The 24,004-nt window shown below is 66.3% G+C and carries 23 protein-coding genes; 14 read left to right on the top strand and 9 right to left on the bottom strand.

The window, feature by feature from the left end; all coding sequences use genetic code 11:
• Window positions 1–114 precede the first annotated feature (114 nt).
• Both DOM56_RS04470 and DOM56_RS04465 read right to left on the bottom strand, forming a co-directional pair.
• Entirely contained in the window at window positions 115–981 is an 867-nt protein-coding gene (locus DOM56_RS04470) for an NAD(P)-dependent oxidoreductase (protein ID WP_110707707.1), read from the bottom strand.
• A gap of 101 nt (window positions 982–1,082) precedes the next feature.
• Complete coding sequence (locus DOM56_RS04465) at window positions 1,083–1,997, bottom strand: LysR substrate-binding domain-containing protein (RefSeq protein WP_198655678.1); 915 nt, start codon at window positions 1,995–1,997, stop codon at window positions 1,083–1,085.
• Between the two features lie 251 nt (window positions 1,998–2,248).
• Between DOM56_RS04465 and DOM56_RS04460 the strand changes: the two genes are divergently transcribed.
• The 3 genes from DOM56_RS04460 (at window position 2,249) to DOM56_RS04450 (ending at window position 4,982) form a co-directional block, all read left to right on the top strand.
• On the top strand, window positions 2,249–3,460 hold the full coding sequence (locus tag DOM56_RS04460) for an MFS transporter (protein WP_157958163.1): 1,212 nt from the start codon (window positions 2,249–2,251) through the stop codon (window positions 3,458–3,460).
• A gap of 53 nt (window positions 3,461–3,513) precedes the next feature.
• Window positions 3,514–4,020, top strand: coding sequence for a cupin domain-containing protein (locus tag DOM56_RS04455; protein WP_110707704.1), 507 nt, complete (start codon window positions 3,514–3,516; stop codon window positions 4,018–4,020).
• Window positions 4,021–4,094: 74 nt separating this feature from the next.
• On the top strand, window positions 4,095–4,982 hold the full coding sequence (locus DOM56_RS04450; protein ID WP_110707703.1) for an NAD(P)-dependent oxidoreductase: 888 nt from the start codon (window positions 4,095–4,097) through the stop codon (window positions 4,980–4,982).
• Between the two features lie 54 nt (window positions 4,983–5,036).
• Here the strand turns inward: DOM56_RS04450 and argC are convergent, their stop codons facing one another.
• From argC to DOM56_RS04425, 5 genes are all read right to left on the bottom strand, one after another.
• Window positions 5,037–6,008, bottom strand: a complete 972-nt coding sequence (gene argC / locus DOM56_RS04445) for an N-acetyl-gamma-glutamyl-phosphate reductase (RefSeq protein ID WP_110707702.1) — start codon at window positions 6,006–6,008, stop codon at window positions 5,037–5,039.
• A 62-nt stretch (window positions 6,009–6,070) separates the two neighbouring features.
• The gene (locus tag DOM56_RS04440; RefSeq protein WP_110707701.1) at window positions 6,071–7,321 is read right to left on the bottom strand and encodes an aminotransferase class I/II-fold pyridoxal phosphate-dependent enzyme; all 1,251 of its coding nucleotides are present in this window, start codon (window positions 7,319–7,321) and stop codon (window positions 6,071–6,073) included.
• Between the two features lie 146 nt (window positions 7,322–7,467).
• A complete protein-coding gene (locus DOM56_RS04435) occupies window positions 7,468–8,424 on the bottom strand; it encodes an ABC transporter substrate-binding protein (RefSeq protein ID WP_232822174.1) in 957 nt (318 codons plus the stop codon).
• A complete protein-coding gene (locus DOM56_RS04430; RefSeq protein ID WP_110707700.1) occupies window positions 8,421–9,059 on the bottom strand; it encodes an HD domain-containing protein in 639 nt (212 codons plus the stop codon). The genes DOM56_RS04435 and DOM56_RS04430 overlap by 4 nt, the downstream gene beginning before the upstream one ends.
• Window positions 9,056–10,186, bottom strand: coding sequence for a TauD/TfdA family dioxygenase (locus DOM56_RS04425; protein WP_110707699.1), 1,131 nt, complete (start codon window positions 10,184–10,186; stop codon window positions 9,056–9,058). The genes DOM56_RS04430 and DOM56_RS04425 overlap by 4 nt, the downstream gene beginning before the upstream one ends.
• Before the next feature lie 95 nt (window positions 10,187–10,281).
• On the opposite strand from DOM56_RS04425, the gene DOM56_RS04420 reads away from it, so the two are divergent.
• From DOM56_RS04420 to DOM56_RS04405, 4 genes are all read left to right on the top strand, one after another.
• Window positions 10,282–11,301: a GlxA family transcriptional regulator gene (locus tag DOM56_RS04420; RefSeq protein ID WP_110707749.1), complete on the top strand. Its 1,020-nt coding sequence runs from the start codon at window positions 10,282–10,284 to the stop codon at window positions 11,299–11,301.
• Window positions 11,302–11,443: 142 nt separating this feature from the next.
• Window positions 11,444–12,325 (top strand): 3-keto-5-aminohexanoate cleavage protein, encoded by an 882-nt coding sequence (locus tag DOM56_RS04415; RefSeq protein ID WP_110707698.1) that lies wholly within the window; start codon window positions 11,444–11,446, stop codon window positions 12,323–12,325.
• A 99-nt stretch (window positions 12,326–12,424) separates the two neighbouring features.
• Window positions 12,425–13,396, top strand: coding sequence for an L-carnitine dehydrogenase (locus tag DOM56_RS04410; protein ID WP_110707697.1), 972 nt, complete (start codon window positions 12,425–12,427; stop codon window positions 13,394–13,396).
• 17 nt (window positions 13,397–13,413) lie between these two features.
• The gene (locus DOM56_RS04405) at window positions 13,414–13,887 is read left to right on the top strand and encodes a thioesterase family protein (protein WP_110707748.1); all 474 of its coding nucleotides are present in this window, start codon (window positions 13,414–13,416) and stop codon (window positions 13,885–13,887) included.
• A 6-nt stretch (window positions 13,888–13,893) separates the two neighbouring features.
• On the opposite strand, the gene DOM56_RS04400 is transcribed toward DOM56_RS04405, so the two are convergent.
• Window positions 13,894–15,153, bottom strand: a complete 1,260-nt coding sequence (locus DOM56_RS04400) for a TauD/TfdA family dioxygenase (RefSeq protein ID WP_110707696.1) — start codon at window positions 15,151–15,153, stop codon at window positions 13,894–13,896.
• A gap of 91 nt (window positions 15,154–15,244) precedes the next feature.
• A complete protein-coding gene (locus DOM56_RS04395) occupies window positions 15,245–16,243 on the bottom strand; it encodes a GlxA family transcriptional regulator (protein WP_110707695.1) in 999 nt (332 codons plus the stop codon).
• Window positions 16,244–16,360: 117 nt separating this feature from the next.
• On the opposite strand from DOM56_RS04395, the gene DOM56_RS04390 reads away from it, so the two are divergent.
• From DOM56_RS04390 to DOM56_RS04360, 7 genes are all read left to right on the top strand, one after another.
• On the top strand, window positions 16,361–17,065 hold the full coding sequence (locus DOM56_RS04390; RefSeq protein WP_110707694.1) for a haloacid dehalogenase type II: 705 nt from the start codon (window positions 16,361–16,363) through the stop codon (window positions 17,063–17,065).
• Window positions 17,066–17,120: 55 nt separating this feature from the next.
• Window positions 17,121–18,491 (top strand): nodulation protein NfeD, encoded by a 1,371-nt coding sequence (locus tag DOM56_RS04385; protein ID WP_110707693.1) that lies wholly within the window; start codon window positions 17,121–17,123, stop codon window positions 18,489–18,491.
• Window positions 18,492–18,554: 63 nt separating this feature from the next.
• A complete protein-coding gene (locus DOM56_RS04380) occupies window positions 18,555–19,334 on the top strand; it encodes a slipin family protein (protein WP_110707692.1) in 780 nt (259 codons plus the stop codon).
• Window positions 19,335–19,414: 80 nt separating this feature from the next.
• On the top strand, window positions 19,415–20,119 hold the full coding sequence (locus tag DOM56_RS04375; protein ID WP_157958162.1) for an HAD-IB family hydrolase: 705 nt from the start codon (window positions 19,415–19,417) through the stop codon (window positions 20,117–20,119).
• Window positions 20,120–20,285: 166 nt separating this feature from the next.
• Entirely contained in the window at window positions 20,286–21,563 is a 1,278-nt protein-coding gene (locus tag DOM56_RS04370) for an Nramp family divalent metal transporter (RefSeq protein WP_232822173.1), read from the top strand.
• A 75-nt stretch (window positions 21,564–21,638) separates the two neighbouring features.
• A complete protein-coding gene (gene mntR / locus DOM56_RS04365; RefSeq protein WP_110707690.1) occupies window positions 21,639–22,061 on the top strand; it encodes a manganese-binding transcriptional regulator MntR in 423 nt (140 codons plus the stop codon).
• A gap of 433 nt (window positions 22,062–22,494) precedes the next feature.
• Entirely contained in the window at window positions 22,495–23,982 is a 1,488-nt protein-coding gene (locus tag DOM56_RS04360; protein WP_110707689.1) for a SulP family inorganic anion transporter, read from the top strand.
• The last annotated feature ends 22 nt before the right edge of the window (window positions 23,983–24,004 follow it).

The raw sequence follows: 24,004 nt of genomic DNA, 5'->3' as shown, positions 1-24,004 counted from the left end.
ACATCCTTGTCGCTCGCCCTTCGCGCAGCGGCGCTGACCCGATCGCCAACCCTGACGGTCTGTCGCTGACCTCTGCCTTGCCCGGCCACCGAGCGTCGATCTTTCGGGGAGAGTTCACGCCTTGGCAGGGGACGGCTCGATCAGGCTGTCGAGGAGGCGCTTCATCTCCTGGTTGCGAGCACTGTCCCCCAGCTGTTCGTAGAGGGCCGCGAACCCTTCGAAAGCGTGACGGCCGGCCATGTTCTCGCCGTCCGGGGCGGTGGCATCCAGGAAGTCGGCGATCTCGCGCATTTCCGGATGCCAGCGCCAAGCCTTGGGCAGCATGTCCGGAATGCCATTGTCGATGCGGGTGACGACCTCCGGCAGACTGTGTTCGAGTTCCGCGCGAAGGGCGCCGCCGGCGCCACTGCGGCCGGCCGCGATCAGCATCAGCGTGGTCAGCGCCGTCATGCCCTTGTTGATGCCGGCGAAACACATCTTCAACGCCGAGGCGCTGCCGATCCCGCCTTCGAGAACACGGACGTCGAGACCGAGATCGTTGAGCCTGGCCAGCGACGAGGCCCGTTCACCGGCCACGTAGATCCGGGGCATGGCCCTGTCCGACGGCGGCGGGCCGATGATGCCGCCATCCACGAACGCCGCACCGCTGGCGTGGACGATGCGTTCGACGCGAGCGAGCGTGGCGGGGCTGACGGCATTCAAGTCGCAGTAGATCGGTGGCGCCTCGCTGGCGGCCATCAGGGGCGCCAATTGCCGGGCCAGCGACTCCGCCTCGGCGGGAGGAACCACCGAGAGCAGCAGGTCGGCGTGCATCAGCTGGGCGAGTTCGACGTCGCGCATCCCCGCGCGCCGTGCCCGCTCGATGCTGCCGTCGCTGCGTCCCGCCACGGTGGTCATGACGTCGGCGCCATGGTCGGTCAGGCGCCGGGCGATGGCGGCGCCCATGGCGCCGGGAGCGATCAATGCCAGGCTCATCGTCATCGGTTGTCGCCTTATCCAGAGTTTGTATGACAACTACTGTCGGTCAAGTCGGGCGCCCGGGCCATACGCCTTCCGTCTAGTGCGTCTCCCGGTCGGGCTCCTCACCGGTGGGTCGGGCGGCCGGCATCGAGCAGGCCCTCGTCGGCCAGGCGCTCGAGCAGCCAGTCGCGAAAGGCGACTACCTTGGGCAGCCGGCTGCGCCGGTGGGTGCTGACCCAGTAGCAGCTCAGGCCGATCACGTGACCGGCACCGAAAGGTTCGATCAGGTGGCCGTTGGCGATCAGTGGGTGGGCGATCTCCTGATGCGTGATGGCGACACCGAGCCCGGTCATCACCGCCTCCAGCGCCAGCGTATCGTTGTCGAAGGTCGGGCCGCTGCCATCGTCCAGGTGGGCTAGGCCTCGGGGAGTGAGCCATGCCCGCCAGCCCTCCGGGCGCAGCCGGGTCTGGATATGGGTCACGCCAATGAGATCCTCTGGCGTCTGCAGCCTCTCCGCCAGGGCGGGCGAGCAGACCACGGTCAGCCTCTCGTGGAACAGGAACCGCGTCTCGAGGCTGGCGGCCGGCGGCCTGGAGAGATAGCGGATCGCCATGTCGACATCCGCCTGCTCGACATCGACGAGATCGACGGAAGTCTCCAGCCTTACCTGATAGGCCGGGTAGCGGGACTGGAAATCGGCCAGTCGCGGAATCAGCCACCCGCTGGCGAAGATTGGCACCGTCGATACCGTCAGCACGGGGTCCTCCGGCCTGGGGGTGACCGCGGCGACGGCTTCGCCGATGCGATCCAGCCCGTCGCGAACGCCTTCGAGCAGACGGCGCCCCGAGTCGGTCAGCACGACCTGGCGGGTGCGGCGCACGAACAGCGTGGTCTGCAGCACGCTCTCCAAGCCGCGCACCTGATGACTGATCGCCGATGCCGTGACGTGGAGCTCTTCGGCGGCGTGATGGAAGCTCTCGTGTCTGGCCGCGGCCTCGAAGGCGCGCAGGGCGTTGAGTGACGGTAGGTAGCGCATCGGGCGTGACCCTATGGGTGAAAATAACTCATCCATTATGGCAACAAGTCTCTTTTGTCGTCAGCCGGCCACTTGCCTAGATTGCGAGATAGTTCGGCTGTCGCGGAACCCCGAGCCGGTGATTTTTTCTCATCGACGAACGGATCGACGTGGCTTCGGCAGCCGGGACCGCCCCGCACTCGCGGAGCGGCAAGCTCGAGTCGTCGTTCATGGGTGGCATCATGGGATTTCTCTCTCGCAAACGAATTGTCATGCCGTCGGTCGCCCGCGAGGCACTGCCCTGGAGCACGCTGGCCCTGCTCTGGCTGGTCGGCCTCTACATGCGGCTGCCGATTCTGATCGCGCCGCCGCTGGCCGGGGATATCGCCGAGGCGCTCTCGCTGGGAAGCGCGGCAGTGGGGGCGTTGACCACCGTACCCTACGTGGTGCTGGCCCTGAGCATGATGCTGGCGGTGCGGTTTGCCCGGGGAATCGGCATGTTGCGAGCGTTGGTGCTGGCGCTGGTCATCGTGACGCTCGGTTCCGGCGCGCGCGGCTTGACGCTCTCCGCCCCCGTGCTGTTTTCCGCATCAGTGGTGATGGGGCTGGGTCTGGCGCTGATGCAGGTGACCATACCGGCGCTGTTGCGTGACTGGACACCACGCCACCTGGCGTTGGGCAGCACGGTCTATCTCAACGGCATGACGGTGGGCGAACTGATCGGCGCCGGCGCCACTCGGCCCATCGTGCTGAAACTGGCCGGCGGCGACTGGCAGGTGGCGATGCTGCTGTGGTCGTTGCCGGCGTTGATGATCGTGGCGCTGCTGGTACTGAAGCTGCGCAAGGCGCCACGAGGTAATCGCGAGCCGTCGGAGGCCGAGAGTGGCTCCCGGCGCGGCATCTCGCTGCGCTCGCGCCGGGTCTGGCTGATGGGCGTGCCGTTGGCCGCGTCGGTCGGGCTCTTCATGGCGACCAATGCCTACATGAGCAGCATACTCGATGCCCGCGGCGAGACCGACCTGCTGGCCCTGGCGCTGCTGTTCTACAATGCCAGTCCGCTAGCGGCCTCGCTCGTCATGCTCTGGCGGGGACGACGCTGGATCGGCCGGCGCTGGCCACTGGGAATCTTCGCCGCGCTCGGCGTGCTGGGGCTGGTCGGGTTCCTGGGGATGGAGGGCTGGCCTGCCCTGATCGCGCTGGTGATTTCCGGTTTCGGCATCACCCTCGAACTCACCCTGATCATGGCCTTGCCGCCTTGCCTGGAGCGCGGTGAGGCGGTGGCCTCGCTGACCGCCGGTATGTCTTTCGTCGGCTACACCCTGGCCTTCGTCATGCCGATGGTCGGCGGCTGGATGGCGGAGGCGTTCTCCCGGGCCAGCCTGTCGCTATGGCCGATGCTGGTGTTCGCGGCAGCGAGTCTGGTCGCCGTCCGTCGGATGCCGATGACGGCACGCGAGGATGACGGAACGGCGGGGCCCACCTAGGCTTCGAGAGTCGTGCCTGTTTAGAGAGTCGTGCCTGTCTAGAGGAGGGAGCGATGCCGGTATCCCGCCCTGAAGCCTTGCTGATCGACGCCGACGAGGCCAGTGGCTTTCCCAATTCGCCACTGCCTGTGCTGATCTATCGACAGATCATCGATGTCGCAGGAGAGCGCGCCGCCTCGACGTTCGAGGCGATGTTCGCGGCCCATCGGTGGCCGCCCGAGTGGCGTTACGGTCTGTTCGATTTCGACCATTTTCACTCCACCGCCCACGAGGCGCTGGGCGTGTTTCGCGGCCGGGCGCGGATCCGGCTGGGCGGCCCCCACGGCAGCCAGCACGAGATCGCTGCCGGCGACGTATTGGTGCTGCCGGCGGGCGTCGGTCACGCCAATCTCGCTTCCAGCGACGACTTCGCCATGGTCGGCGCCTATCCTCCAGGGCAGCGCTGGGAAGTCGAACGTGGCGACCCCGCTCGATTCGCCGCCGCCTGCCGGCGGGTTGCCGCGGTCGCGTTGCCGGATGCCGATCCTGTCGGCGGATCGCTGCCATCGCTATGGCACTGAGGTAGTCTCTCGCGCTTGAACAACGGCTGTGTCGTCTATAGTTAGGAGCCTACACTTTATCGAGGATCTTGCTGATGTCCGATTCCCGTTCCGTTGCCGTGCTGGGCTTGGGTGCCATGGGCCACGCTTTCGCCGCCAACCTGCTCGAGGCCGGCTTCGATGTCAGCGTCTGGAACCGCTCGCCCGGCAAGGCTGACGACCTGGTCGATGGTGGCGCCAGGCTTGCCGACTCCGCCGCCGATGCCGTTGCCGATGCGCAGGCGGTCATCGTCATGCTGCCGGATCTGGCGATAACTCGTGATCTCCTGCTGGGCGACCACGGGGCGTTGGCGGGGATGGCAAAAGGCGCGGTGCTGGTCCAGATGGGGACGCTCGGCGTTGCCGAGACCGATCGGCTGATCGCCGAGGTGGAAGAAGCGCGAGACGACATCGTCTTCATCGACGCGCCGGTTTCCGGCACCAAGGCCCCTGCCGAGCAGGGCTCGGTAGTCGTACTGGCCAGTGGCGATCGAGATCGCGCGGCAGGCATCGTCGAGCCGATCTTCGAGGTGCTGGGCAAGCAGACCCACTGGCTGGGGAAGGCCGGGCAGGGCGCGCGAATGAAGGTCGTCATCAACGCCTGGCTGATCTCGATGATGCAGGGGATCGCCGAGACCGCTCACCTCGCCGACGCGCTCGGTTTCGCGGCCGACGACCTGTGGCAGGTGCTCGAAGGGGGGCCGCTGGCCACGCCCTACATGAAGCTCAAGCTGGACACGATCGCCAGTGGCGACTTCGATCCACAGATGGCGCTGCAGTGGGGGCTGAAGGATGCAGGGCTCGCGCTGGAAGCGGGAGACGACGAGGCGCTGCCGTCACTGGCCCAGATCCGCAATCTCTGGTTCGACGCGGTCAATGCCGGCCATGGCGAGCAGGATATCGCGGCGATCCACGCGTATCTGGATCGCTATCGTCGCCGATAGCGGTTGTCGAACCTGTCGGGGCCGGGCTGGCCGATGGCCCCGGCGGGAGAGATGTCAGACGCCGAGGCCCGTGGTCTCGTCCACCCCCAGATGCACGTTCATGTTCTGCACGGCGGAGCCCGCGGCGCCCTTGCCGAGGTTGTCGAGCCGCGATACCAGGCAGGCGCGCTCGTCGTTGCCGAACACGAACAGGTCGACACGGTTGGTCTCGTTGGCGCCCTGGACGTCGAAGAAGCCGTTGTCCAGATTGTCGAGAGCCTCGAACGGCCGTACCCGGACGAACGGCTCGTCGGCGTAGTGCGCGCGATAGGCGTCGAGCAGCTCCTCCGCGCCCACGCCCGCGGGCAGCTGCGAGAGCTGTAGCGGTACGCTGACCATCAATCCCTTCAGGTACGGGCCGACGATCGGCGAGAACACCGGCGGCTGCGCCAGCCGGCCATGCTGCTGCATCTCCGGCAGGTGCTTGTGGCCGAGCGCCATGGCATAGGGGCGTGGCGCGTTCAGGCGGCCGTCACCGTCGTTCTGGTAGTCGGCGATCATCGCCTTGCCGCCACCGCTGTAGCCGGTCAGCGAGAAGGCGGAGAGCGGATAGTCCGCCGGCAGCAGCCCGGCGTCCACCAGCGGCCGTACCAGCAGGATGAAGGCGCTGGCGTGACAGCCGACGTTGGCGATGCGCTTGCTGGCGCGAATCCGATCGCGCTGGCCCTCGTCAAGCTCCGGCAGCCCGTAGACCCAGCTCGGGTCGGTACGAAACGCCGTGCTGGCATCGATCAGGCAGGTGTTCGGATTCTCGACCATCGCCGCGGCTTCGCGGGAGGCCGCATCCGGCAGGCATAGAAAGGCGACGTCGGCGGCGTTGAGCAGGCGTGCTCGCTCGGCCGGATCCTTGCGCTTGTCACTGTCGATGCGCAGCAGCTCGATATCGTCGCGGGCCTGGAGATAGTCGAACAGGCGCAGGCCGGTGGTGCCTTCCTGGCCGTCGACGTAGACCTTGAAGGTGCGCTGGGATGAGTCCGGAGATGCCATGGGCGTTGTCCTGCCAGTGATCTTTGACGATTTCGTGATCGCGTTATTGTGGGGGTTCGGGGTCAGCTTGTCATGCCGTTGAGCGGTCGGGCCGCCAGTCGGGACTCGCCCTGGCACTCCTGGGCGCAGCGCTCGATTCGCCGACACGCCTCGCGCAGGCGGTCGGCATCCACGGTCAGGCTCAGCCGCACGAAGCCCGCGGCGGAAGCGCCGAACGCCTCGCCCGCGAGCACCGATACGCCATGCTCGTCGAGCAGGCGGTCGGCGAAGGCGTGGGTGCTGAGCCCGGTCGCGCGAATGTCGATCATCATGAACATCCCGGCGGCGGGTGGCAGCGTGGCGACGGTCTCGCTGTCGCGCAGGGTCTCGACCACCGCATCGCGGCGCTGGCGGTAGGTCTCGCGCATCGCCTCCAGCGCTGCCGGCGGTGCGTCGAAAGCGGCGATGGCCGCGTCCTGGATGAACGGCTGGCAGCCGTAGAGCATGCACAGGGCGAGGTTGACCAGGTGGGTCATCAGGGGCCGCGGGCCGACGACCCAGCCGAGCCGCCAGCCGGTCATGGCGTGGGATTTCGACAGGCTGCTGATCACCACGGTGCGCTCCGCCATGCCTGGCAGGCTGTCGGGGCTGAGGTGCTCGCCGTCGAAGACCAGGTCGGCGTAGACGGCATCGACGATCAGCCACAGGTCGTGATCGCGGCAGAGCGTGGCGATCGATTGCCACAGCGCCGGCGTCAGGCACTGGCCGGTTGGGTTGTGCGGGCTGTTGATCAGGATCGCCTTGGTGCGCGGTGTGATCGCCGCCTCGATGTCGGCCGATCGGGGCTGGAAGCCTTCGTCGGCCGGCAGCGGGACCCACACCGGCACCGCGCCGGTGGACTGTACCACCGCCTCGTAGGTGACGTAGGCCGGTTCGGGGATGATCACCTCGTCGCCCGGATCGAGCAGGCACTGGGCCGTGGCGTAGAGACCGCACTGCGCGCCGGCGAGCACGGCGACGTGGTCCGCGCTCGTCCCGGGCTGGCCGCCATGGCCGCGATGAAAGGCCGCGATGCGCTCGCGCAGGACCGGCTTGCCCTGAACGTCGGCGTAGTGGGTCACGCCGCGCCGCAGACTGTCGACAGCCGCGTCGACGATCGAGGGCGGGGTGTCGAAATCGGGATCGCCCACCGAGAGGACGATCACGTCTTCTCCTCGGGCCTGGCGCGCCTTGGCACGGAAGTGGATGTTCCAGGCGCTGGCGCCCTCGCCGGCGATGCGTCGGGTCAACTGGGCAAAGCGGGGAGACGGGGTGTGTGGGTCGGCTGAACGCATGGTGGTCCCGTGGTGGCGAGTCGCGGAGTGGAAGCAGGCTGATGGTGACAGACTAACGATTCCGCGTTGCCACGAACAGCCACCGAGCGGGGCGTGCCTGCTCGGTGGCCGTGCGTCGCCTTGCCGGCGCCGGTCGGGCCGAGACGTTACTGCAGGCTGGCGTTTACCGCCTCGAGTGCCGGTCGGCCGTCGCGGGTGGTGATACCATCGAGGAACTCGGCAACGCGGTCGGGATGATCCTGCAACCACTCCCGGGCGACCGCCTCGGCCGAGCGCTCCTGGCGGCCATAGCCGTCGATGAATTCGCTCTGCTCGTCGGCAGTCAGGGTGAACTGCCCGAGCAGTGCCATCAGGTTGGGGTTGGCCTCGGCGAACGCCTTGTTGACGATGGTGCGCACCTCGCTCTTGCCGTTGTCGGGGCCATAGACCGACTCCGGGTCGTCGAGAATGTGCATGTCGTAGGCCAGCGCCATCCAGTGCGGGGTCCAGCCGTACCAGAGGATCCAGCGCTTGTCGTTGAAGGCGGTGTCGACCTCCGACAGCATGCCCGGTGTCGAGGATTCGAGAATCTGCCAGTCGCCCAGCCCGTAGAGGTCCCGGTCCTGGGCGTCGTGGATGAACGTGCTGACCGTCGAGCCGGATTCGATCGAGTAGAAACGGCCGCCGAACCGATCGCGATGGGCGTCGAGGTCCTCGGCGCTGTGAACGCCGGCGTCGTAGACGAAACCGGGCACCGCGAAGCCCATCCGCGCGCCGGTGACGTTGGTGCCGAGATCCTCGATCTTGCCGCTGGCCATCGCCTGATCGTGGCTCTCCTGCTGGGCTGGCATCCAGCCGGCCAGGAACACGTCGCTGTCACCGGTCTGCAGCGTCTGATAGCCGACCGTGCTGCTGACCTCCTGGGTCTCTCTGTCGTAGCCGAGCGGTTCGATCAGTTGGCTGAAGACCTCGGTCTTGACTGTGACCCCCGGCCAGGGGGGGACGACGAAATTGACGCTGTCGGCCTCGTCAGGTTGCGGGTTTTGAGCGAAGGCCGCGACCGATGCGGTCATCAGCGAGAGTGGCAGCAGCGTGGCGGCCACGAGTGCGGGGCGTAATGTCATGATGACTCCTCGTTGTTATGTCGATTCCGGGTATCGATTCCGGTGCCGGGCTCCGCTGATTCGTTTCGGACCTCTGGCAGCCCGGCGCCCTCGAACGGCGGACGCCCCAGAACCCGTTCGAGGGCCGGGCGGAAATGCGCGAGCGTCAGCGTGTCGTAGTCTGGGTCGAACGAGGTCTGGTCCCACTCGTCACAGAAGCGGACCGTGCGCGGGTAGGCAGGGTGATCGCGATAGTCGTCACGGGCGTGACGGTCCAGACCGTAGAAGTGGCGGTAATGATAGCCCTGGAACAGCTCGTGATGACGGATCATCCACAGGTTCAGCGGGTCGACGAACGGCTCCAGGATCGCGGCGGCGATCTCGGCGTGGTTGTCCGGGGCCAGGTCGTCGCCGATATCGTGAAGCAAGGCACAGACGATGGTCTCTTCGTCGGCACCGGCACGCTCGGCGCGCGTCGCCGTCTGCAGGCAGTGGGTATAGCGGTCGACGGGGTAGCCGTGAGTGTCGCCCTCGAGACGCAAGAGATGCGCGACCACGCGATCGACCACGCCTTCGCGGTAGTCGCGAAAGTGGACGTCGATCTCGCGCCAGTCATCCGCCTGGCTATGATCGAACCGGGTAAACGTGGCGTTCATGCGGACTCCTGCAGCGAGTGAAGGGAGATACCGGCCTGGCGACGCAACGTCAGTCGTCGGCTGGCGGTGGTGTCGCGATCGACGTAGCCCTGGCGCAGATGGCGAACGCCCTGGCTCAGCCGAAAGGCAGTGCGTCCGTGCAGTAGCCGGTAGTTGTCCATGATCAGCATCTCGCCGGGTGCCAACTTGGGCGTCAGGGTCAGTTCCGGCGCCGTGATCAGCGCGAAGAAGGCGCGCCGGGCGGCGTAGTAGCGCTCCAACTGCTCGGGCGGCAACGGCGGGATGCGCTCGGTGCGATTGTTGTAGCGTACCCGGATCACCTCGCCGCGGGGGTCGAGCTCGATCAGCGGGCCCTCGCTCTCCAGGTGGGCGTCATCGTCGACGTAGCGGAATCGTGTCGAGGTGCGGGTCAGGCAGTCGAAGGCGTCGGGGTCGTCCCGGCGCAGGCGCTTCGCGGCCATGAATCCATCGGTCAGCGTGCTGTCACCGCCGCTATCGGCGTTGCTCAGGCAGTGCAGCCAGATATAGCCGGGTATCGGATCGCGATAGGGGTTGTCGGTATGCGGTTCGAGCCCGCGCTGCGTCATGGTCAGATCAAAGGCATCGGCGATCGACTTGACGTCGGCGATGCCGCCCCAGTTGGTCCGGCGCAGCGGCCCCAGGCGCTCCACCAGCGGCATCATGCCATCGAGCGTCAGCGGTACGCCGCTGACCTTGACGAAACCGTAGCGCTCGAGCCCCTCGAGCATCTCCGACAGGGCGTCGTCGCGCTCCAGCGCCTGGCTGAAATCGGCACTCGGCATGATCGCCAGTGACGCATCCCAGTGCTCATGGATGGCGCCGGCCGGCGGCGCCGGATGCAGGTCTCGCAAGGGGAAACGGGCACGATGTCCGTCGCTGAACGTCAAGTCGACCGCCCCGCCGTCGTACGCTGCGCCGGTCAGCGCCAGGTCCTGCGGCAAGGCAGCCGCCTCGATCAGCCGCTGGCCGGTGCGGGGGTCGAGCGTTTCCGCATCGGGGGAGCGCTCGCGTAGCCACAGCGCGTGGAAGCGCGTTTCCCGATTGCCCTCGACCACCCTCAGCTGGCGAGCGTGGGTGCCGGGAATGATCTCGACGAAAACATCCATGGCGACATCTCTCGGTGGGTCAGTGTCCTGATACCCTAGGAGGTGTCGCACCGAGGCAATTGATATTTTTGGCCGTATCGGCGACGCTTTTCGCCATGTCCGATCATTCGACGCCGGAATGGCTCTATCCCCGCCCCGATCTTCCGCCCGTGCTGTCGCCCGAGGAGGCGGACGTCACGGTCAATCTCTGGTTGCTGCCGAAGTTCTCGATGCTGACGCTCTACTGTCTGCTCGAGCCGCTGCGGGTCGCCAATCGCTTCGGGCGCTCGCTGTTCGCGTGGCGGCTGTTTTCCAACGACGGTAGGCCGGTGACCGCCAGCAACGGCGTGACCGTCGATGTCGATGCGGCACTGGGGCGAACGCCGATCTTCGACAATCTGTTCGTGGTGGCCTCCTACGAGGCCGAAGCGACGGTGGCCTCGTCGCACTGGGCGGCGTTGCGTCAGGTCGCGGCCCATGGCGGTCTGCTCGCGGCGCTGGAGACAGGGGCATTCATTCTGGCTCGGGCCGGGTTGCTCGACGGCTTCGAAGTGGCCCTTCACTGGGAGAGCGCACCAGCCTTCGCGGAAGAGTTCCCCGGTCTCGCCCTGAGCGACGCTCGCTACCGGTTCGATCGCCAGCGTCTGACGGGCGGCGGCGGTGCAGCGAGTCTCGATCTGATGATGGCTTTCATCGAGCGGGAGCACGGGGCCAACCTGGTCGCGGCACTGAGCCGACAGCTGGTGCACTCGCGCCTGGACCCCCGCGTCCAGGAGGATGGCGAGGGGCGGGCCGGCTCGGCGTATCGACCCCGGAGCGTGCGTCGGGCGGAGGCGATCATGGAGGCCAATCTGGCGCAGCCGCTGACGATCCCGGAGATCTGCCAACGGGTTGGTCAGTCCCAGCGCCAGCTCAACCGGCTCTTTCAGCGTTATCGCGGCGAAACGGCGAAGGGCCGCTATCTATCGCTGCGGCTCGATCGGGCCCGGCAGATCCTCGCCGATAGCCGAACCAGCGTGACTCAGGCCGGGTTGGCGGCAGGATTCACCCAGCCCGCGCATTTCTCCCGGGTCTATCGGGCACGGTTCGGCGAGTCGCCGCGAACCACGGCGCAGCGGGGGAGAGGAGTGTCGTGAAGCGTCAAGCCCATGGCGTCTGATGACAACTTGCGGGGCCCGCCGACAACCACAATGGATGACATCGACAGGCACCCACCGGGTGCACTCATGCACCGCCGCGAACGGCCAACGAGTCGCGGCCGGACCAAGAGAGGATTCCATGAATCGCGACGTCATCCTGACCTGTGCCGTGACCGGCGCCGGCGATACCGCCGGCAAGCACCCTGACCTGCCGATCACCCCGCGCCAGATCGCCGACAGCGCGCTGGATGCCGCCCGCGCCGGCGCCAGTATCGTTCACCTTCACGTGCGCGATCCGGAAACCGGCGGAGTCAGCCACTCGACGGATCACTTCCGTGAAGTCGTCGAGCGCATCCGCGAATCCGACGTCGATGCGGTGATCAACATCACAGCCGGCGGCGGTGGTGACCTGTTTCCCGAGATTCGCGACGGCGTGATTCACGGCCTCGAGGGTACCGACCTGCAGACCGCGGCCGAACGTCACCATCCGGTCGGCGAGCTGCTGCCGGAGCTGTGCACGCTGGACTGCGGCAGCCTCAACTTCGGCGATATGGTCTATTTGAACAGCGCCGACTGGCTGCGCGAGCATGCGCGGCTGATCCAGCAGGCCGGGGTCAAGCCGGAGCTCGAGTGCTTCGATCTCGGCCACGTCTGGTTCGCACGTCAGCTGGTCGAAGAGGGGCTGATCGACGGCGACCCGCTGTTCCAGCTCTGCCTGGGGATTCCCTGGGGCGCCGAGGCCGACACCGAGACCATGCTGGCGATGCGCAACAAGCTGCCGGAAAACGCGATCTGGTCGGCGTTCGGCATCGGTCGCCAGCAGTTCCCGATGGCGGCGCAGTCGATGATCATGGGCGGGCACATGCGAGTTGGCCTGGAAGACAATCTCTACCTGAGCAAAGGCGTCTTCGCCACCAACGCCCAACTGGTCGAGCGTGCCGCCACCATCGCCGAGAACCTCGGCGGCAAGGTGCAGACGCCGGCGCAGACTCGCGAGTCGCTGGGACTGCGCAAGCCCTGATTCCGCCTGAACTCTCCCGTTTTGCGTGAACGCGCCCCGGCCATCTCCCGAGTGCGCGTTCGCCGTCAATCCTGTTTCGCATCGTCATGGAGTGCCCTGATGACCGCTTCCGAACTTCCCCGCAACGTTGCCGTGATCGGCACCGGCGTGATCGGCAACGGCTGGATCGCCCGCGCCCTGGCTGCCGGCTGCCGGGTCACCGCTTTCGACCCAGATGCCACGGCCCCCGAGCGCACCCGCGCCTTCGTCGCGCGTGCCTGGCCGGCGCTGGAGCGGCTAGGGCTCGCCGAGAACGCCGATCCCGCGGCGCTGACCTTCGTCGATTCCCTCGAAGCCGCCGTCGAGGGCGCCGAGCTGATCCAGGAGAACGTGCCCGAGCGGCTAGCGCTCAAGCACGACGTGTTGCGCCAGCTCGACGCCCTGGCCGCGCCGGGCGTGGTGATCGGCTCGTCGACCTCCGGGATCAAGCCGAGCGATCTGCAGTCGGCCTGCACCCGCGAGCCCGGCCGCGTGATCGTGGCGCACCCGTTCAATCCGGTCTATCTGCTGCCGCTGGTGGAACTGGTCGGTGGCGAGCACACCGCGCCCAAGGTGATCGAACGTGCCCAGGCGCAGTACGCCGCACTGGGCATGCGTCCGCTGGTGGTGCGTCGCGAGATCGAAGGCCACGTCGCCGACCGGCTGATGGAGGCGCTGTGGCGCGAGGCGCTGCACCTGGTCAACGACGGGGTCGCCACCACCGAGGAGGTCGACGCGGCGGTGGTCTACGGCTGCGGTCTGCGCTGGTCGCTGATGGGGACGTTCTTGACGTTCCATCTGGCCGGCGGTGACGGCGGCATGCGCCACATGCTGCACCAGTTCGGCCCGGCACTGAAACTGCCGTGGACCAAACTGGAAGCGCCGGAGCTGACCGAGGAGCTGATCGACAAGGTCGCCGACGGTTGCGAGCATCAGGCCGCCGGGCGCAGCGTCGCCGAGCTCGAGACACGCCGCGATGCGTTTCTCACCGAGCTGCTCGAGCTGACCCAGAAATACTGGCCGGAGGCCGAAGGGCTCCAGGGTCGGATTTAATGAATGAGACGGATCTGATGAGCGCGAGTCCGGAAGAGCCGCTGTTTCATACCCGTGTCGAGGATGCCTGGGTCGACTATAACGGCCACATGAACGATGCCGAGTACGCCCGGGTGTTCTCGCTGGCGGTGGAGGCGCTGATGGATCGCATCGGTCTCGACGAAGCGGGTCGCGCCGAGCATGGCTATACGATCTACACCCTCGAAACCCACCTCTGCTATCGCCAGCAGGCCCATCGCGGCGAGGGGCTGAGCGTGACACTGACGCTGCTCGACAGCGATGCCAAGCGTCTGCACGTGCTGTTCACGCTCAACAACATGGATGGCGACGTGCTCGCCACCAGCGAGCAGATGCTGATGGGGATCGATGTGGCCAGCGGACGCCCGGCACCGTTCCCCGCGCCGGTAGCCGCCGGGCTGACGACGCTGCCCGCCGCGGGAGAGGCGTGGCCGAGCGCTGCCGGGCGGCGCATCGGCATCAGGCGGGGCTAGCCGGCGTCAGGCTCCTGACGCCACCGAAGAGGCGACTCGCTCCCGGCGCCGGGCACGCTGCAGCATGCGCAGGCGGGAGCGGGCCTCGTCGCGCTCCAGATAGCACCCCTGTAGCCAGCGACGGCCGCCCTGGCTGACGTCGAAGGCGTCGCGAGCATGCAGCAGGCGCCGGTTGTCGAAGATCACCAGGTCACCGGGCGCGTAGCTGAAGCGCAGCGCGAACTCAGGCTCGCGCAGCAACCGCTGCAGTGCCATCAGCGCCGCATAGGCGGGCTCGACGTCGTCGAATGGCGCCATCAGCGGGCCGCGCAGGAAATCCGCGATGCGGACTTCATCGAACTCGCCCCGGGCATCGAGCTTGATCATCGGATCGAACCAGACGTAGTCGCTGGTCCTGGCGGTATTGGCGTAGCACCAGCGCACGCGGGTGAGCGTCGCGAAGTGCTCGGGATGGCGCTCGCGCAGGGCCTCGGCCACGGCGAAGCCGTCCATCATCACCGCCTCGCCGCCGACGGTATCGTTCTCCAGGCAGTGCAACAGCTGCAGGCCCGGCTGGTACTCCCGCGTCGGCAGGTCGACGTGGGGCGGCAGGGCGATCGAGGTGTAGGCGTTGGAGTCCGGGTCCGGCTTGGCGCGAACGTCGAACAGGTGGCCGAAGTTGGTCGGTCGTGGCGGGCCGATGCGGCGTGCGATGAGATCGAGACTGCCCGGTTCGACGGGCAGGTTGCGCAGTCTGACCAACCCTTCGCCGATGACCGCCTCCAGCGCCTGTTCCAGCAGCGGGTCGGTGCTGGAGGCGTCGAGTTCGACGTCCATCCAGCCGCTGGCGTCGAGCGTGGTCGGTTCGCTGCGTTCGGCGCCACGCCAGTGTGTCGTCGCCACCAGCGGGGCTTCGGTGGCGGTCTCGTTATCGTAGTCGTGGGCGCGCAGCCAGCCGGGGTGGAACGACAGGCGGCGTCGCTCGGGCAGAAACTCGAGCGTGACCGCGCCGCTGGTTTCCAGGCGGGCTTCGCCGAGGGTCGGCCACGCCCCCAATCGGGAGAGATCGAGGATACGTTCCCGGGTCGCCGGGTTGACCGTGCTGTCATCGGCGGCGTTCTCGCGCAGCCAGATGCTGTGGTAGCGGCTCCTGCGGCCATCCTGCCAGGTGATCGTCAGTTGCCGGTCGTCGTGGGAGAGACCGGTGATGGCGTGATCGACCGGCCAGGCGTCGAAGTCGGGCGTGGCGGGAAGGGCGTGTGAGCGTGGATCCGAGGCGGCTGACATGAGGGACTCCGAAGGCATCGCTGCTGGGGATCGACTCAGCGTGGCGGATGACCCGGCGCCGGGATTGCGCTTAACCGCCATTTTATTGAGGTTATTGGCCGTGATTGGCAGGGGGCCCTGGAAGCCCGTGGGGGCGCCGCGATGCGCTGGGAGGCGCCCCGTACTGCTGGCGATAGGCGCGGGAGAAGCTCGAGGCCGAGCCGAAGCCGCATGCCAGACCAATACTGAGAATATCGCGATCGGTCTCCTCGAGCAGATGACGCGCGCGATCCAGACGCAGTTCGAGGTAGTAGTCCCGCGGTCGCCGTCCCAGTTCGTCGAGAAACAGGCGTTGGAGCTGGCGCATGGAGAGCCCGATCCGTTCGCTCACCGTGGTCATCGACAGCGGCTGTTCCAGGTGACGTTCCATCAACGCGACGGCGTCGACCAGCGGTCGGCGGTGCGTGCCGAGGCGTTTCGCCAGCGGCAGGCGCTGGTGCTCCTGGCGCGGGCGCAGGCGGGCGTGAATCAACTGCTCGGAAATGTCGTCGGCCAGCGCCTGGCCGTGGCGTCCGGCGATCATGCTCAGGGTCATGTCCATGGCCGCGGCACCGCCGGCGCAGGTGAAGCGGCGGGCGTCGATCTCGAACAGCGACTCGACCGCTTCCAGCGTCGGGAACCGCTCGCGAAACGCCGGCAGGCTCTCCCAGTGCAGCGTCAGGCGGTGACCGTCGAGCAACCCCATTTCCGCCAGCAGCAGCGGGCCGGTATCGATGCCGCCCAGCAGGCAGCCTTCACTGGCCCGGCGGTGCAGCCATTGGGTGAGTCGGCGCGGCAGATCACGTTCGGGTTCGAAACCCGCGCACACCGCCAGCGTCGGCAGGGAGGGGGCATCGGCCAGGCCGCAGTCGACGAGCAGGGTCATGTCGTTGCTGGCGGTCACCGGGCGGCCGTCCTCGCTGATCAGCGACCACCGGTAGAGCTCGCGACCGGCAAGCCGGTTGGCGATGCGCAGCGGCTCTACCGCAGAGAAGAACGCCATCATCGAGAAACGCGGGATGAGCAGAAAACCCACGGGTTCGGGAAACGGTCCCATGTAGTCCAGGCGCATGAAATGTCACTCGGTGATTACAAAATAGAACAATGATTTTGTTCGGGTTTTTTCGATTCCATGAGCTCATGGTGACAAAAAAAACGACATGAAGCACTTTGACCAAGGATCCAATACATGCAGACACCGGTACTGGCTTTCGATGTCTACGGGACGCTGGTGGACACTCAGGGCGTGGTTTCCACGCTTCGCGCCCGGCTCGGCGATGAGGCGCCCCGCTTCGCCGATCGCTGGCGCGACAAACAGCTCGAATTCGCTTTCCGTCGGGGGCTGATGGGCGCCTACGCCGATTTCTCTCAGTGTAAACGGGAAGCGCTGGACCTGGTCGATCAGGAGTGGGGTACCCGCTTCGGCGAGGAGTTCAAGCAGAGCCTGATGGCCGCTTATCGCCGCCTACCCGCTTTCAGCGAAGTTCCCGCCGCGCTCGAGCGCATCCGCAAGCTGGGCGTGCGCTGCGTGGCGTTCTCCAACGGCAGCCGCCAGAGCGTCGAACTGCTGTTCGACAACGCCGGCCTGCTGGCGATGTTCGACGACGTCATCAGCGTCGAGGAGGTGCGACGGTTCAAGCCCGATGCCGTCGTCTACGCGCACTTGCGCCGGCGTACCCATAGCCGCCCCGAAAATACCTGGCTGGTCTCCGCCAATCCTTTCGACATCATCGGCGCGCGCTATGCCGGGCTGCGCGCCGCGTGGGTCCAGCGCAATCCCAAGCTGCCGTTCGAGCCCTGGGGAGATCCTCCCGACATGATGGCTCCCGACATGGAGGCGTTGGCGGACCAGTTCGAGGTGATGCTCAGGCGCGAGGGAAAGCTGCAGCCCTGAGTCTCGCGACTACTGGTTAACGGCATCGACACGAGAAACTGACTACGCTGCGGGTATGTTCCATTCGACGGGTGGTACTCGCGGATTCCCGACGCGTCGTCAGCGCCGCGCTGGTTGGCTCGTCTGCCTGCTGGTGGGCGGGCTGATGGCCATGGCGGCGCTGGTGCAGGCTTCCTCCGCCTCGCGGGCGCTGGTACTCACCCTCGATGACAGCATCAATCCGGCAACCCGGGACTACGTCGAGCGCGGTATTCGCCAGGCCGAGTCGATGGGGGCCGCGCTCCTGGTCGTGGAACTCGATACGCCCGGCGGCCAGGTCGAGTCGATGCGCAGGCTGGCCCAGTCCATACTCGTCTCCGAGGTGCCAGTCGCGATCTACGTCACGCCGAGCGGGGCTCGAGCGGCCAGTGCGGGTACCTATCTGCTATATGCGAGCCCGATAGCAGCGATGGCACCGGGGACTCATCTCGGCTCCGCCACGCCGGTGATGCTGGGAGATACGGCTAGCGAAAATGCCAACGACGAGGCGATGCGCCGCAAAATGGTCGAGGATGCCGTGGCCACCATCCGCGGCTACGCGCAACGCCACGGACGCAACGCGGACTGGGCCGAACAGGCGGTGCGCGAGGCGGCCAACCTCGGTGCGCGGGAGGCGCTGGATCGCAACGTCATCGATCTGGTGGCCACGGATCTCGACGACCTGCTGGCGCAGTTGGACGGCCGGCGGGTGACGCTGGAAAACGGCACGCGCACGCTCTCCACCGAGGGTATCGAGGTCGTTCGGGAACTGCCGGACTGGCGCACCTCGCTGCTGTCGTTCATTGCCAATCCCACCATCGCCTACGGGCTGCTGCTGATTGGCTTCTACGGGCTGGTGTTCGAACTCGCCAGTCCCGGCACGATCGTTCCGGGTGTGGTTGGTGCCATCAGCCTGCTGCTGGGGCTGTTCGCCTTTCAGGTGTTGTCGATCGATCTGGCGGGGCTGGGGCTGGTCCTGCTCGGCCTGGTGATGATCGTCGGCGAAGCCTTCCTGCCCAGCTTCGGGGCGCTCGGCGTGGGCGGTATCGCCGCCTTCGTGATCGGTTCCATCCTGTTGATGGAGGGGGCCAACAGTGCCGTGGCGTGGCCGTTGATCGGCGGCACGGCGCTGGTGGCGGCCGGTTTCCTGCTGTGGGGCGTGATACGCCTGATGGGGGTGCGCCGGCGGATCCCGTTGACCGGTCGCGAGGAGCTGATCGGGGCCGAGGCGGTGGCGCTGGGGGACTTTGCCGCCGGGCGCGGAAAGGTGCTGCTGCATGGCGAGCGCTGGCGGGCCCGCGGGGAGGCCCGAATTCACAAGGGTGACAAGCTGCGGGTGACGGCACTGGACGGATTGACCGTCAGCGTCGAACCGACCGGCGTCGCGTGCCCGCCGACATCGAACTGAAACCGAGGCCCCACGCCCGTCGCCAGGATGGGGCGGAAGGCTATCCTGCAGGAAGGAGACGAGATGATGTTCGCCTATCTGGTACCCGTGGTACTGCTGATTCTGCTGCTGCTGGCGTCGGTCCGGATCCTGCCGGAGTATCGCCGTGGGGTGGTGTTCTTCCTGGGGCGCTTCCAGGACGTCAAGGGGCCGGGGCTGTTCTTCCTGATTCCGGTGGTCCAGAAGATGCAGGTGGTCGACCTGCGCGTGATCACCATGGACGTGCCGGAGCAGGACGTCATCTCGCAGGACAACGTCACCGTGCGCGTCAATGCGGTGCTCTATTTCCGCGTCGTCGATCCGCAGAAGGCGATCATCCAGGTCGAGAACTACGTCAACGCCACCAGCCAGCTGGCGCAGACCACGCTGCGCTCGGTGCTGGGCAAGCACGATCTCGACGAGATGCTCTCCGAACGCGACAAGCTCAACGACGATATCCAGGAGATCATCGATACCCAGACCGAGGCCTGGGGGATCAAGGTCGCCAACGTCGAGATCAAGCATGTCGATCTCGACGAAAGCATGATTCGGGCGATCGCCCGTCAGGCCGAGGCCGAGCGCGAGCGCCGCGCCAAGGTGATCCACGCCGAGGGCGAGCAGCAGGCGGCCGAGAAGCTGGTCGAGGCGGCCGACATCATGTCGCGCAATCCGGCGGCGCTGCAGCTGCGTTACCTCCAGACCATGAGCGACATGAGCAACAAGAACGCCTCCACCATCGTCTTTCCGCTGCCGATGGACATCATGGAAGCGTTCAAGACGATGAGGGGATTCTCCGGCGCGGCCGCCCCGAAGAAGGACGATTGATCGACGCTGGCGGACGCTGTCCGTCGCGGCGCCAGCGTGTATCCTGACGTCATCCTCAGCCGATTGAACCGGAGTCACGCTTGGCTACGTCACGACCTCTTCCGTCACGCCCGCCGTCCGCCCTGGCCATCTTCGATCTCGACGACACCCTGCTCGACGGCGATTGCACCCACCTCTGGCTGGAGTGGATCATCGCGTGTGGCTGGGTCGCCGATGGCGACAGCCTGCTGGCCCAGATGCGTGCCCACGACGAGCAGTACCATGCCGGCACGCTGAACATGACCGATCATCTGCGTTTCACGCTGGCGCCGCTCGTTGGCCGCTCGCGCCAGAGCGTTCGCGAGCAGGTCGAGGCGTTCGTCGAGTCTTCGGTCCGCCCGCGGCTGATGCAGCCCGGGGTGGAACGGCTGCAGCAGCATAGCCGGGATGGCCATGCCATCCTGGTGATCTCCGCCTCGATGCATCACCTGGTCGGACCCATCGCCGACGCCGTCAGGGCCGACGGGGCGCTGGCCACGCTGCCCGAGCTGGATGCCAGCGAGCGTTTCACCGGCGAGCCCACCGGCATCCAGACCTACCAGCGCGGCAAGCTCGACGCCTTCGCCCAGTGGCTCGACGCCCACGACACCGGCTTTGCCGAAGGCTGGGAGACCTGGGGCTACAGCGACTCCTACAACGACCTGCCGCTGCTGGAATTCGTCGATCACCCCCACGCCACCCAGCCGGATACCCGTCTGCGGGAGACCGCCAACGCCCGCGGCTGGCCGATCCTGCAGTGGCGCTAGCCGTGCTTGGGCATCGAGATTCGGTCCCCTCAATCGGCGCGATTGAAAACTCATGGCTACTTACCATTGCGACAGCGGTAACCCGGGTATATCTTGTCAACCAAGGTTTAAATTGATAACCGGGGCGTAATCGCGCCGGTTCGTTGACGAATTCCAGGGTTCCATCGTGTCCGACAGCGTTATCGAGTCCCGCAACGGGAGCGAGGCAGTGCAAGTCGGCGGCCGCCGTCGATCGGCGCTGTCTCGCTTTCTGCCGTTCTTCGGCCCCGCCATGATCGCGGCGGTGGCCTACATCGATCCGGGCAACTTCGCCACCAACATCGAAGCGGGTTCACGCTACGGCTACGTCCTGCTGTGGGTCGTGCTGTGGGCCAACCTGATGGCGATGCTGATCCAGACGCTGTCGGTTCGCCTCGGCCTGGCGACGGGCAAGAATCTGGCGGAGATGATCCGAGAGCGCTATCCGCGGCCGCTGGTGTGGTTCTACTGGGTCCAGGCCGAGCTGGTGGCGATCGCCACCGACCTGGCGGAATTCCTTGGTGCCGCACTGGCCTTCAACCTGCTGTTCGGTATGTCGATGCTCGAGGGGGCACTGCTCACCGGGGCGATCACCTATGCGGCGCTCTACATGCAGCGATTCGGTTTCCGCCTGCTCGAGATCATCATCGGCAGCATGCTGATGGCGGTGGCGGCAGGGTTCGTGATCCAGATCGTCATGGGGCGGCCCGACGCCGCGCCGGCGCTGCAGGGCTTGCTGTTGCCTCAGTTCCCGGATGGCTACGCGGTGTTCCTGGCCGCAGGCATCCTCGGCGCGACCGTGATGCCGCATGTCATCTATCTTCACTCGTCGCTCTCCCAGCGCCGGGTGGCGACCCACAGCGACGAACAGCGCCGCCGCGCGATGCGCTACTACCGCTGGGACGTGATCATCGGCATGGGGGTCGCCGGGATCATCAACCTGTCGATGCTGGCACTGGCGGCGGCGGTCTTCTTCGATAACGGCCGGACCGGCATCGCGTCGATCGAGCAGAGCTATCAATTGCTGGCGCCACTGATGAACCGGGACCTGGCCAGCACCCTGTTCGGTTTCACCTTGCTGATGGCGGGGCTCTCCTCGTCGATCGTCGGCACGATGGCGGGGCAGGTGGTGATGCAGGGGTTCGTCGGCTTCACCATTCCGATGTGGCTGCGGCGCCTGTTGACCATGCTGCCGGCGATCGCGGTGATCATGCTGGGATTCCCGGAGCAGCAGGTGCTCGTCGCCAGCCAGGTCGTGTTGAGCTTCGGGATACCCTTCGCGCTGGTTCCCCTGATCCACTTCACCGCACAGCACCGGGTGATGGGGAATCTGACCAGCCGTGGCTGGGTGACAGCACTGGGATGCGTCATCGCCGCGATCATCATCTTGCTGAATGGTTATGTGTTGGCCTTCGAGTTGCTGTAGGCTCTCAGGGGACGCGCGCGCAAGCGCCCGACAGACTCTCGCCGCCCATCACTTCAGCCCGTCGATGAGAACATCATGCCAGTAACGCCACGTCCACGTTATGCCCGTTTCGAGCGCACGCGCCTCGACCATCAGCAGGAGCTGGTGGAAGACTACGTGGAGGAGATCGCTCAGCTTCATCGCGATCACGGCGAGGCCCGGGCCAGTGACCTGGCCGAGCGTTTCGGTGTCAGTGCCGCTGCCGTTTCCAAGGTGATCGCCAGGCTCAAGCGTGACGGCCTCGCCGAGGCGCGCCCCTATCGCGGCGTCTTCCTCACCGTGAAGGGGAGCGAACTGGCCGAGAAGGTCGAGGCCCGCCACCAACTGGTCCTGTCGACCCTGTTGGCGCTCGGGGTGCCGCCCCACGTGGCCGAGGCCGATTCCGAGGGGATCGAGCACCACTGCAGCGATGCCACTGTCGAAGCGATGCAGCGGTTTCTGGAAGCGCACAACCGCTGAGGCCTCGAAGCCGACAGTGGCGATTCTACTCCGTGGATCGCGGCTGGGAACTGTTCGACGCAAGTGGTAGACTCCTGCGCCTCGAGACGATCGATCATTCAACGACGCGCCTGCCGCGCTCGACAGGGTCCGACTCCATGCAAGCCCTTTTTGCCAACACCATCGCCGGTATGACGCCGCCCTAGCGTTACGCCCCCGTCCCGGCGTGCCCTCGGCACCCCTTTGGCTGTCCCGACCCTCATGGTCGGTTGATGGCATCGTTTCGTTGCTCCTATCCCACTCAAAGATTCGCCGCGAATGCGTGGCGGTCGGCCGACAGCGCCCTGTGTCCGATGTCCCCGATGATGGATGTCGACCACTGAAGGTTCGTCTTTTCGAGACGTGCAGGCGAGGTCCCTGGCCGCCCAACGTGGCTCATGACAGAGAACTACCCATGCTTGAGCTGATCAGAAAACACTGGCTATCCAACGTCCGCGCCGACGTGCTCGCCGGCACCGTGGTTGCCATGGCGCTGATACCGGAGGCGATCGCGTTCTCGATCATCGCCGGCGTCGATCCCAAGATCGGCCTCTACGCCTCGTTCTCGATCGCCGTGGTGATCGCCTTCACCGGGGGCCGGCCGGGGATGATCTCCGCCGCCACCGGCGCCACCGCGCTGCTGATGGTGACCCTGGTTCGCGATCACGGCCTCGAATACCTGCTGGCGGCGACGCTGCTGACCGGGGTGATCCAGATCGTGTTCGGCTACCTGCGCCTGGGCGAGTTGATGCGCTTCGTGTCGCGTTCGGTGGTGACGGGGTTCGTCAACGCGCTGGCCATCCTGATCTTCATGGCCCAGCTGCCGGAGCTGACCAACGTCACCTGGCACGTCTATGCCATGACCGCCGCCGGGCTCGGTATCATCTACCTGTTTCCCTACCTGCCGGTCATCGGCAGAATGCTGCCGTCGCCGCTGGTCTGCATCGTGGTGCTGACGATCGTCTATATGGTCAGCGGCATGGACATCCGTACCGTGGGCGACATGGGCGAGCTGCCCGACTCCCTGCCCGTCTTCCTGTGGCCCGATGTGCCGCTCAATCTCGACACCCTGATGATCATCCTGCCGTATTCACTGGGCATCGCCGTGGTCGGACTGCTGGAGTCGATGATGACCGCGACGATCGTCGACGAGCTGACCGATACCTCCAGTGACAAGAATCGGGAGTGCAAGGGCCAGGGCGTCGCCAACATCTTCTCCGGCCTGCTCGGCGGCATGGCCGGCTGCGCCATGATTGGCCAGTCGGTGATCAACGTGAAGTCCGGCGGGCGCACGCGGTTGTCGACGCTGATCGCCGGCGCTTTCCTGTTGATCCTGGTGGTCTTCCTCGGCGACTGGGTCTCGCAGATCCCCATGGCTGCGCTGGTGGCAGTAATGATCATGGTCTCGATCGGCACGTTCAGCTGGGAGTCGGTGGTCAATCTGCGCCGTCATCCGATGTCGACCAACATCGTCATGCTGGCCACCGTGGCCGTGGTGGTCACGACTCACAACCTGGCGATCGGCGTCCTGGTCGGCGTGCTGCTGGCGTCGCTGTTCTTCGCCAACAAGGTGGGGCAGATCCTCTACATCGGGAGTCGCATGGACGACGACGGCAAGACACGCAACTATGATGTGGTCGGCCAGGTGTTCTTCGCTTCTTCGACCCGCTTCAATGCCGGATTCGATTTCAAGGAGGCGGTCGAGCGCGTGACGATCGATGTCTCCCGTGCCCACTTCTGGGATATCACGGCGGTCGAGGCACTGGACAACGTGGTGATCAAGTTCCGTCGCGAGGGTGCCGAGGTCGAAGTGGTGGGCATGAACCAGGCCAGCGCCACCCTGGTAGATCGTTTCGGAGTACATGACAAGCCGGATGCGGTGGAAAAGCTGATGGGGCATTGACCCCTTGAGCCGAACCGGCCCG

Source organism: Salinicola sp. CR57 (assembly GCF_003206585.1).
Taxonomy (GTDB): Bacteria; Pseudomonadota; Gammaproteobacteria; order Pseudomonadales; family Halomonadaceae; genus Salinicola; species Salinicola lusitanus.
This window is presented reverse-complemented; position numbering and strand designations above follow the sequence as displayed.

Coding starts and splice junctions, on each gene's coding strand:
- DOM56_RS04470 (WP_110707707.1), bottom strand. CDS start 981: ATGACGATGAGCCTGGCATTGATCGCTCCCGGCGCCATGGGCGCCGCC.
- DOM56_RS04465 (WP_198655678.1), bottom strand. CDS start 1,997: ATGCGCTACCTACCGTCACTCAACGCCCTGCGCGCCTTCGAGGCCGCG.
- DOM56_RS04460 (WP_157958163.1), top strand. CDS start 2,249: ATGCCGTCGGTCGCCCGCGAGGCACTGCCCTGGAGCACGCTGGCCCTG.
- DOM56_RS04455 (WP_110707704.1), top strand. CDS start 3,514: ATGCCGGTATCCCGCCCTGAAGCCTTGCTGATCGACGCCGACGAGGCC.
- DOM56_RS04450 (WP_110707703.1), top strand. CDS start 4,095: ATGTCCGATTCCCGTTCCGTTGCCGTGCTGGGCTTGGGTGCCATGGGC.
- argC (WP_110707702.1), bottom strand. CDS start 6,008: ATGGCATCTCCGGACTCATCCCAGCGCACCTTCAAGGTCTACGTCGAC.
- DOM56_RS04440 (WP_110707701.1), bottom strand. CDS start 7,321: ATGCGTTCAGCCGACCCACACACCCCGTCTCCCCGCTTTGCCCAGTTG.
- DOM56_RS04435 (WP_232822174.1), bottom strand. CDS start 8,424: ATGACATTACGCCCCGCACTCGTGGCCGCCACGCTGCTGCCACTCTCG.
- DOM56_RS04430 (WP_110707700.1), bottom strand. CDS start 9,059: ATGAACGCCACGTTTACCCGGTTCGATCATAGCCAGGCGGATGACTGG.
- DOM56_RS04425 (WP_110707699.1), bottom strand. CDS start 10,186: ATGGATGTTTTCGTCGAGATCATTCCCGGCACCCACGCTCGCCAGCTG.
- DOM56_RS04420 (WP_110707749.1), top strand. CDS start 10,282: ATGTCCGATCATTCGACGCCGGAATGGCTCTATCCCCGCCCCGATCTT.
- DOM56_RS04415 (WP_110707698.1), top strand. CDS start 11,444: ATGAATCGCGACGTCATCCTGACCTGTGCCGTGACCGGCGCCGGCGAT.
- DOM56_RS04410 (WP_110707697.1), top strand. CDS start 12,425: ATGACCGCTTCCGAACTTCCCCGCAACGTTGCCGTGATCGGCACCGGC.
- DOM56_RS04405 (WP_110707748.1), top strand. CDS start 13,414: ATGAGCGCGAGTCCGGAAGAGCCGCTGTTTCATACCCGTGTCGAGGAT.
- DOM56_RS04400 (WP_110707696.1), bottom strand. CDS start 15,153: ATGTCAGCCGCCTCGGATCCACGCTCACACGCCCTTCCCGCCACGCCC.
- DOM56_RS04395 (WP_110707695.1), bottom strand. CDS start 16,243: ATGCGCCTGGACTACATGGGACCGTTTCCCGAACCCGTGGGTTTTCTG.
- DOM56_RS04390 (WP_110707694.1), top strand. CDS start 16,361: ATGCAGACACCGGTACTGGCTTTCGATGTCTACGGGACGCTGGTGGAC.
- DOM56_RS04385 (WP_110707693.1), top strand. CDS start 17,121: ATGTTCCATTCGACGGGTGGTACTCGCGGATTCCCGACGCGTCGTCAG.
- DOM56_RS04380 (WP_110707692.1), top strand. CDS start 18,555: ATGATGTTCGCCTATCTGGTACCCGTGGTACTGCTGATTCTGCTGCTG.
- mntR (WP_110707690.1), top strand. CDS start 21,639: ATGCCAGTAACGCCACGTCCACGTTATGCCCGTTTCGAGCGCACGCGC.
- DOM56_RS04360 (WP_110707689.1), top strand. CDS start 22,495: ATGCTTGAGCTGATCAGAAAACACTGGCTATCCAACGTCCGCGCCGAC.